Here is a 9,969-nt window from a genome sequence, read left to right as displayed (position 1 = left end):
CGATGCGCTATCTCATAGATTATGAAGGTCTTGGCAAGAAGCTTCTCAAAGGTGTTGGTGTTCCACGGGCCAGTTTTGTTCCTCTTGGAAACTTTGGGGCTTTAGATGAAAAAGAAGGGCAACCCTTTACATTTGATATTGCAAAAGCCAAGCAGCTTTTAGCAGAAGCTGGTTATCCGAATGGATTTGAGGCAAATTTTCTCGTATCAAATGCTCCTTATAGGGTGTTACTTGCTCAGTCACTCCAAGATAGTGCTGCACAGGCGGGCGTGCGTCTTAAAATTGAACGGATGGCCGGTACACAGTTGTTTTCTAAACTTTATGCACGGGCTTTTGATACGATTTTTGTCGGATGGAATAACGATTCTGCGGATCCTCATACCATGGCTTCACGTCTTGTTTATAATCCAGATAATCGGCTTGAGGCAAAAAACACCGCCTATCCTAGTTGGCAATATGGGTATTTGGATGAAACGATGAATCAAAAGGTTCAGGATGCATTGTTTCAAAAAGATCCACAAAAACGGGCACAACTCTATGCTGATTTACAACGTGAATTGATGCAAAAAGGACCTTATGCGTTTATCTTTCAGAAATATACTGTTATCGCGATGACGCCTGATATCAAAAAGTGGGTTTGGAATAGTGCACCACATATTTTTTATAGTAAAATTGAAAAATAAGAGTGTCTTCAATGCTGTTCAATAGATAAAGGGCATCGTCATGATATATTTCGGCGTATTGTATAAATTTTAAGCTTTGCAATGCGTCGAAGATCATAGGTAATGCGTGATATATTGTTGAATGTCTTTTCAAGACATTCGTTTAAAGATATTTTTCATTCTCATTAGAGGTGTATTTATGTGGATACTAAGATTGAATATTTCAATTTCTCTGAATTAGAAAGTGGTCAATTTATTTGTTAAAAAACTGAGTATAACATAAAGAAACGAAGTGTAACAAATGTTGTGGAATTTAGTAGTGCTAAAGGTGCAAAGGGTTTGCGATGTTGAAGGAAAATTTTGTTATGGGTGGGTAAACAAGGGATATCAGTTTTTTATGGCGTTTATATTTTCTTTTGCTTGGAAAGATGATGAGATGCCAATTGAAGGGTGCTGTTTTATGGGGAGTGATGAAAAAATTAAATTTCCTTTTGAAGAAGGAATAAAAGTCGTTGCATTTGGCAAACTAACGAATTTTCCTGTTTTATCAAATCGTCAAATTATTATGAAGGCTCTTTGTTATTAAGGCACTTGAGCCGAAAGGGGTAGTGCTTTGATGATATACAAAACACCGGAAAAAATAAGAGATAAGCTTGCTTAACAAGATAGAGAAAAAATATTGCTTTTATAGTCTTCAATAGTAGGCGTTATGATATCGTGAATAAGCTCTATTGTTGGTGAGCGTTCATTGTATATCAGAGTGTTTTTCTTTGTATGTTTTGGTTTGGCTTATAAGTGTAGGCAGGAGGAGCCATTGGCAAGAGGTGCTTGTTCTTAAAGATTTTAAAACTTGGTTTTTAGAAGCCTATAGTTTGTCTAAACTTAATTATTAAGCACGTTTTGCTGCATGGGGAATTTATACAATAACGTTAAAAGGAAAATTCTATGAACGTGAAAAGAAAAATATTGAAAAAGAGCAGTTCTTTTGTTTCTGTTGTTCTTGCAATGGGGATGTTTGTGCAACAAGTTTCAGCAAAAACACCTACTGATACCCTTGTAATGGCTTTGAATCTTGATTCAATTGAGACTTTTGATCCTGCGCAGATCAATGAACGTTATGGCAATGAAATTATTGCTAATATTTGTGATAACTTAATCGATTCCGCTACAGATGATGCAGCTAAAATAGCGCCTTCTTTGGCAAAGAGTTGGGATGTTTCAAATGAGGGTGGGGGTACAGTTATTACTTTTCATTTGCGTGATGATTTGAAGTTTAATGATGGTCGGCCTGCTGGTGCTCATGATCTTGTTTGGGGGATGAAGCGGGTTGTTAAATTGAAGTTGTCTGCAGCAGCTATATTTAACGAATATGGAATTACAGAACAAAATATTGATTCTACTCTTCAAGCCCCCGATGAGAAAACAGTGGTGATGAAATTTGATAAGCTTTATCCAGCAGAGATCATCCTTGGCCATATTCTTACTACTCGTGTTGCTGCTTTACTTGATCGTGAGACACTTATGAAACACGAACAAGATGGTGATATGGGAAATCGCTATTTGGCAAGTCACGCTGCTTGTGTTGGTCCTTATCAATTAGTCAACTGGCGTTCTGGAGAGGCGATTTTGTTGCGTGCAAGTTCCTATCATTGGGGAGAGGAAGCAAAATTGAAGCAGATTCTCATTCGTCATATTGCTGAGCCTGGAACACAACGTTTGTTGTTGGAAAAACACGATATTGATGTGGCACGTAATTTGATGCCTGAAGATATAACAGATCTCCAAGTAACAACAGATATTAAGATTGAAAAAGTGTTAGCTCCATCTGTGATAATGTGGGGGTTCAATACGACAAATCCTATTTTTGCCAATGAAAAGGTGCGTTTGGCAATGCGCTATCTGATCGATTATGACACTCTGGGAAAGACTCTTCTTAAAGATGTTGGTATTCCACGGGCAAGCTTTATTCCCATTGGTAATCTTGGAGCTTTGGATGAAAAAGAAGGGCAACCCTTTAAACTTGATCTTGAAAAAGCCAAGCAGCTTTTAACAGAAGCAGGTTATCCAAATGGTTTTAAAGCCAATATTTTTGCAGGGAAATCTCCTTATCCTTTTGCTTTACCTATTGCACAGTCTATCCAGGACAATGCAAAAAAAATAGGTGTGCACTTTAAGATTGAACATTTTGTAGGGACACAGTTGTTTTCCAAACTTTATGCACGTAGCTTTGATACAATTTTTATGGGATGGAATAACGATTCTGCAGATCCTTATACAATGGCTTCACGTCTCGTTTATAATCCGGATAATCGGTTTGAGGCTAAAAACACAGGCTATCCTAGTTGGTGCCACGGCTATTTGGATGAAGATATGAATAAGAAGGTTCAGGCAGCTCTGTTTCAAAAAGATCCACAGAAACGGGCACAAATGTATGCTGATTTACAGCGTGAATTAATGCAAAAAGGACCTTATGCGTTTATCTATCAGACATATAATATTATTGCTATGACACCTGATGTTAAAAAATGGGTGTGGAATAGTGCACCACGTATTTTTTATAATGCCATTGAAAAATAAGCACGTTTAAAATGTTGTAATATACAACAGTGAATGTGATGATAATAACTTCGGTGTTTTGCATAGAGTTTAAAGCTTTGCAAAATATCGAAGTTTATCGGTAAAGTGCATTATAGAGTAACTCGAAGATACTCTTCTTTAGAGAGGGACTATGCATTTTTATAGAATAATTATACATAGATATTAAGATTGTAGATTTCAATCTTAAGTGAAGAAAAAAATAATAAATTTGCCGGTTAAAGAAATGGGCATACTGAATATGAGCAGAATTTAGTATTTTGTAGAAAAAGTGAGGGACCTTAAAATGTGCTATTGAGAAAAAAGTTAGTTATATGCAGGTGCGTTGGGGGAATATGGGATTATTGTGGAGCTGGTGCTTCAAATTATACCGCTTTTCCTTAAAAAATGATGAGATGCTGAGACTGCCCTTTAGTATGGGTCCTGGAAAGTCCAAATGTCCTTGTGAGGAAGGAGTGGAATGGCTATGGTTAGAAACTATACTTATGAGAATCGTCAAAATATCGAAGGATGAGTGAGCTTTTAAAGCAACTGAAGTTGGTTCTCTGAGAACTCTTTTGAGAAAATAGCAAAAAGACTTTTAAAGCAGAAGTCCTGTTTGATGTGATAAAAAAATCTTTGGCTTGTATGATCAAAGTTATGGGTGCTGTGACATCACCAACAGGCGCTGTCATTTGTGGTATTATTCATTGTTTATCAGATCATTTTTCGTTGTCTCTTTTGCTTTAGTTTACCAATATTGCTCAAGGAGCTGCTCCTGCTGTTTAAAGGGTTTGATATTTTATCTTTAGGAGGTGTGCTTTAAAAGCCTGATTTTTTTTATTTTTGCACGTTACTGTTGCAAGGAAAATTTATACAACAAACTTTAAAGAGATAAGTCTATGAATTTAAAAAGAAAAATATTAAAAAGGAGCAGTTGTTTTATTTCTGCTTTTATTGCTTTTGGGATATTTGTGCAGCAAGTTTCAGCAAAAACACCTGCTGATACCCTCGTGATGGCTTGGGATCTTGATGCGATCAGTAATTTTGATCCTGCGCAGCTCAATGACCGGTATGGAGCTGAAATTGTTATCAATGTTTGTGATAATTTGGTTGATTCTGCTAAAAATGATGGAGTTAAAATCGTTCCTTCTTTGGCAAAGAGTTGGGATGTTGTAAGCGATGATCAGAGTACGGTGATTACTTTTCATTTGCGCGATGATTTGAAGTTTAATGATGGTCGGTTTGCTGGTGCTCATGATCTTGTTTGGGGAATGAGGCGGGTTGTCAAATTGAAGCTATCTAATGCGGCAACTTTTAATGAATATGGTATCACAGAACAAAATGTTGATAAGGCTTTTCAAGCCCCCGATGAGAAAACAGTGGTGATGAAATTTGATAAACCTTATCCAGCAGAACTTATTCTGAGCAATATTTCTAGGAATCGTACTGTTGCTCTGCTTGATCGTGAGACACTTATGAAACACGAACAAGATGGTGATATGGGAAATCGCTATTTGGCAAGTCACGCTGCTTGTGTTGGTCCTTATCAGTTAGAAAGTTGGCGTCCTGGAGAAGGGATTTTGTTGCGTGCAAGTACCATTTATTGGGGAGAGGCACCCAAATTGAAGAAGATCTTAATTCGTCATATTGCTGAGCCTGGAACACAACGTTTGTTGTTGGAAAAACACGATATTGATGTGGCTCGTAATTTAACGCCAGAGAATATAGCAGATCTCCAAAAAACAACAGATATTAAAATTGAAAAAGTGTTAGTTCCATCCCTGATAGTATGGGGGTTCAATACAACGAATCCTATTTTTGCCAATGAAAAGGTGCGTTTGGCAATGCGTTATTTGATCGATTATGACACTCTGGGAAAGACTCTTCTTAAAGATGTTGGCATTCCACGGGCAAGCTTTATTCCTCTTGGTAATTTTGGGGCTTTGGATGAAAAAGAAGGGCAACCCTTTAAACTTGATCTTGAAAAAGCCAAGCAGCTTTTAATAGAAGCGGGTTATCCAGATGGTTTTGAGGCCAATATTTTTGCAGGAAAATCTCCTTATCCTTTTGCTTTGCCTATTGCTCAGTCTATCCAGGATAATGCAAAAAAGATAGGTGTGCACTTTAAGATTGAACATTTTATCGGTACACAGTTGTTTTCCAAACTTTATGCACGTAGCTTTGATACAATTTTTATAGGATGGAATAATTCTTCTGCGGATCCTCATACAATGGCTTCACGTTTTATTTCAAATCCTGATAATCGGTTCGAGGCTAAAAATACAGGCTATCCTAGTTGGTGCCACGGCTATTTGGATGAAGATATGAATAAGAAGGTTCAGGCAGCTCTGTTTCAAAAAGATCCACAGAAACGGGCACAAATGTATGCTGATTTACAGCGTGAATTAATGCAAAAAGGACCTTATGCGTTTATCTATCAGACATATAATATTATTGCTATGACACCTGATGTTAAAAAATGGGTGTGGAATAGTGCACCACGTATTTTTTATAGTGCAATTGAAAAATAAGAAGGTATCAAGTTTATAAAATATAAAAAACATGATCATGATATATTTGATGTATTGCAAAGCTCTTTAACACTTTGCAATACGTTGAATTTTATCGGGAATGGATTACTATGTTGTATCGAGAATTTTATTTCAGGAATTCTTATGAAAGATGCGTTTGTGTGGATGTTAGGATTGAATATTTTAACTTCTATTGATACAATTTTCGGATGAAATAATGACTCTAGACATCCCCATACAACGGCTTCAAGTTTTTTTTACAACCCTGATAATCGATTTGAAATTAAAAATATAAGCTGTTCTAGCCGGTGTTATGGGTATTTTGATGAAGCTATAAATCAAAAGTTTAAAGATGTGTTGTTTCAAAAAGATTCACAGAAACGGGCGTAAAGAATTGAAAAATGGTAAGTTTGTTTAGTGAAAAAACAGGTGTAACAAATGTGGCAGAATTCACTGTTTCCGAAATAGCAGGGGCTCTAAAGCGTGTTGTTGAAGAAAAGTTTGGTTATGTACGGGTGCTTGGGGAGATATCAGGGTACCGTGGTACTCATGCTTCGGGACATGCTTATTTTGCTTTAAAAGATGATAAGGCACGGTTGGAAGCTGTTATTTGGCGTGGAGTTATGGAAAAGCTCAAATTCCCTCCTGAAGAAGGGATGGAAGTAGTTGCTGTTGGTAAACTTACAACTTATCCAGGGTCATCGAAATATCAAATTGTCATTGAGGCTCTTGAACCAACGGGGGTTGGTGCTTTGATGACACTTCTTGAAAATCGTAAGAAAAAGTTTTTAGAAGAAGGCTTGTTTGATGAAGAAAAGAAAAAACCTTTGCCTTATATGCCTCGAATTTTAGGCGTTGTAACATCACCAACAGGTGCTGTTATTCGTGATATTATTCATCGTATATCCGATCGTTTTCCGTTGCATATTTTGGTTTGGCCTGTACGTGTTCAGGGGGGAACAAGTGGGAGGGAAGTGGCTGTTGCTGTTGAAGGTTTTAATGCTCTTGGTCCAGGTGGACTTATTCCAAAACCTGATCTTATTATTGTTGCACGGGGAGGGGGAAGTTTAGAAGATTTGTGGGGGTTTAATGACGAAGCTGTTGTTCGTGCTGTTTATGAATCTTCTCTTCCTGTTATTTCTGCTGTTGGGCATGAAACGGACTGGACCTTGATTGATTATGTGGCTGATTGGCGCGCTCCAACTCCTACCGCCGCAGCAGAACGGGCTGTTCCTGTTAAGCTTGATCTCGAGGTGCTGGTGGCATCGCTTGATGCACGTTTGCGCAAGGGACTCGCGCGTTATTTGGATTTTTATCGACAAAAATTGCGTGCTACTCTACGAGCTCTTCCGACTGCCGATCAACTTTTTGCTCTACCACGGCGTGGTTTGGATGAAACTTCAAGTCGATTGCAGCGTGCTCTTTGTGTAAGCTACGATAAAAAACGTTTTTCTTTTCATGCACTTGGTGTGCGTCTTTCACCGCGTTTGTTAAATAGTGAAAAAGCACAACGCAATACAAAGGAATATACGGCACGTCTTCAGCGTGCTTTTGTGCGTAGTGTGGAAAAACAACGTGCTGGGTTAGAGGTAGTATCTAGGCTTTTAAGAAGCACTTCATATCAGAATATTTTGGAGCGCGGTTTTGTTTTGGCTTTGGGGAAAGATCATAAGCCCATTAAACGATTGGTTCAGTTTCCTGAAACAGGGCAAATAAATTTACGCTTTTTTGATGGAGATATCAGTGTTGCAACACAAGAGCCTATTTCCGCTAAAAGATCAAAACACAAGCAGATAAAGTCGCCAAGCGATGATCAAGGAACTCTCTTTTAATACGGTTAATGCCATGCTTGTGGAAGGTCTTCTTAAGGGAGTGGATGGAAAAGTTCGTTGCGCATGGGCTGGAACGGATCCACTTTATTGTGCTTATCATGATACCGAATGGGGAAAGCCTGTTTTTGAGGATATTCGTTTGTTTGAGAAAATTTGTCTTGAAGGTTTCCAAGCAGGGCTTTCTTGGTTTACAATTTTAAAAAAACGCTCTTTTTTTCGCGTTGCATTTGATCACTTTGACTTTGAAAAGATTGCTCATTATGATGAGCTAAAGGTGCAAATGTTAATGCAGAATAAAGACATTGTTCGCCATCAAGGAAAAATTCAATCAGTGCTTAATAATGCATTGAGAGCACAAGAAATTATAACAGAGTGGGGAAGTTTGTCCCGCTATTTTTGGTCTTTTCAGCCACCACAATCAGAGCGTTATGAAAAGATAGACTTTCAAACACTGTTGGCTAACCCTATGACACCTGCTTCTCTTCGTCTTTCTCAAGACTTGAAGAGACGTGGCTGGACATTCGTTGGTCCCACAATTTGTTATGCTTTTATGCAGTCCGTAGGGATTGTTAATGATCATCTTGAAGGATGTTTTTGTCGATAAATTGGCAAACTGTCTTTTGTAAGAGTAATGATCAATAGGATAATAATTGAATTATTTAATAAATGTATAGATTATACAATTCCACTGTATAAGATAATTGAAATATACAAACTATACAATATTAATGATTTTCTATTGTTGTTGGCACTAAAAACGATAAAGGTATAATTTTGAGGATGAAAAAACAGACGCAAAAAGGAGTGATATCTTAACTGTTATGTATCTGAAGTGAGATAATGGTAATGTCTTGTATGTTTTAAAGAAACATTTAGTACACCAAAGCCCATTTCGCGACGCAGCCCGTGAATGGTATGACAGATAAGTCCATAATGCACTCCATCTTTACGCTTATGAAGGAGAAGATCGGCACCATCACACATTTACTAGCTCTCAATGTTTCAACAGTCTTTAGCATTTGTAATGGTTCAGAAGAGGTGTTTTTATTTCCGTTAGTGACATGACCGTTATAATTAATGAATATTTTATTCATGTTTATTGACGAATGCAAAGTGGTTTTTAGATGGGGTGCTGTTGTTGCATTGTTTTACTTTGCTTGTATGACTGTTGGTTTATTTATATGTAGGTCGATTGCCCAATGCTTACCTAGGCAATATAAAATGAAATGCAGCGATGAAAAATTGAAGTTAAATGACTCAAGCTGCTTGTGTTAGGTTTTATTATCTGATAACTTTCCTTCACTAGAGAGGAATTTTGCTGCGTGTGAGCTCCAGTTTTGGGAGGATACTTAAGCTCAGAAAGACTGGTATTCACTGCATTGCTTCGTTGAATCTCTGTATGTTTCCGCTGGAAACGAGAGTTTTGTTGCGGTATGTTGCTTTCTGTTCTATTTTTATAGTGGTAAAGCAATGATGCACACTAAAGTTTAGAAGGTTTTATATTCGTTATGTCTTTGGGGGGGAAGTGTCTAATAAATTTTGTTTTTATCAATGGGGGGATGCATTTTAGTGTATATTCTTTTATTGTAAGCTTTATTTCTCAAAAGATAAAGCGTGGAAGGAATGATTCTTCTCATTTTTCCTTTATCTTTGTTAACGCGTTTGGTTTTGTTGGTAAAAACGTAAAACTTTTGACACTTAGTTTTCAAAAGATTAAGCAGATTTTTGTGGGGGGTAGCGTTTTAGAAAAGATATTTTCTTATGTCTTTCTGCTGTTTCAGTGTCGTTTTGGTCATGTAGTAAAGATGCGCCGCATCTTGAAACTGAGTGTTTGAGGGGGATGACTATTTTTAAAGTTTGCATATTTTATTTTAAATGTCGCTTAAAGGAATAGAATAATGAATTCATAAATTTTTGCGTAATGATTTTTTTTAAGCTCACTATTTTTTTTGGGCGACAAGGCTTATTGATGATTAATAGGGAACTGATATAGTGCATTATCATATGCAAAGAGGTTATGAAAAGAATGTAATACTGGTTAGCAAAACATATATTGCATGTTCGCTATGGTTTATTGAGACGTAAGTCAATGACTTTATCAAGTAGATGATTCTGTGTAGGTGATTAGAAATATAGGCGATTAGAACGTATTTATTCAATGTTATAATTATAAATTTGCTATATTATTTCAGCGTCATTAATTGATAAAAATAAATAAAGGGAAAAGTTCATGAACTTGAAGAAAACAATATTGAAAAGTAGCAGCTCTCTTGTTTCTGTTCTTATGGCATTGGCGATGGTTGCACAACAAGCTTCAGCAAAAACACCGGCTGATACCCTTGTGATGGCTTGGAATCTTGATGCAAT

Annotated in this window: 6 protein-coding genes and 1 pseudogene; 6 read left to right on the top strand and 1 reads right to left on the bottom strand. The window is 37.1% G+C overall.

The annotated features are described in order from the left end of the window. The 6 genes from ACFINZ_RS08395 to ACFINZ_RS08370 form a co-directional block, all read left to right on the top strand. On the top strand, positions 1–683 hold a 683-nt coding region (locus tag ACFINZ_RS08395), incomplete at its 5' end, for an ABC transporter substrate-binding protein (protein ID WP_375684202.1). Positions 684–1,059: 376 nt separating this feature from the next. Further along, entirely contained in the window at positions 1,060–1,248 is a 189-nt protein-coding gene (locus tag ACFINZ_RS08390) for a hypothetical protein (RefSeq protein ID WP_375633886.1), read from the top strand. A 359-nt stretch (positions 1,249–1,607) separates the two neighbouring features. Further along, the gene (locus tag ACFINZ_RS08385) at positions 1,608–3,239 is read left to right on the top strand and encodes an ABC transporter substrate-binding protein (protein ID WP_375701317.1); all 1,632 of its coding nucleotides are present in this window, start codon (positions 1,608–1,610) and stop codon (positions 3,237–3,239) included. Between the two features lie 899 nt (positions 3,240–4,138). Further along, positions 4,139–5,770 carry an ABC transporter substrate-binding protein gene (locus tag ACFINZ_RS08380; protein ID WP_375684203.1) on the top strand — a complete coding sequence of 544 codons (1,632 nt, stop codon included), beginning with the start codon at positions 4,139–4,141 and terminating at the stop codon, positions 5,768–5,770. A gap of 401 nt (positions 5,771–6,171) precedes the next feature. After that, positions 6,172–7,602, top strand: a complete 1,431-nt coding sequence (gene xseA, locus ACFINZ_RS08375; RefSeq protein WP_375684204.1) for an exodeoxyribonuclease VII large subunit — start codon at positions 6,172–6,174, stop codon at positions 7,600–7,602. Next, positions 7,580–8,206, top strand: a complete 627-nt coding sequence (locus ACFINZ_RS08370; protein ID WP_375701316.1) for a DNA-3-methyladenine glycosylase I — start codon at positions 7,580–7,582, stop codon at positions 8,204–8,206. Before xseA ends, ACFINZ_RS08370 begins: the two co-directional genes overlap by 23 nt. A gap of 245 nt (positions 8,207–8,451) precedes the next feature. Here the strand turns inward: ACFINZ_RS08370 and ACFINZ_RS08365 are convergent. After that, positions 8,452–8,580 (bottom strand): annotated as a pseudogene (locus ACFINZ_RS08365) (integrase); the annotation flags it as partial. Between the last annotated feature and the right edge of the window lie 1,389 nt (positions 8,581–9,969).

The organism is Bartonella sp. AA81SXKL (assembly GCF_042196945.1).
Lineage (GTDB): Bacteria > Pseudomonadota > Alphaproteobacteria > Rhizobiales > Rhizobiaceae > Bartonella.
This window is presented reverse-complemented; position numbering and strand designations above follow the sequence as displayed.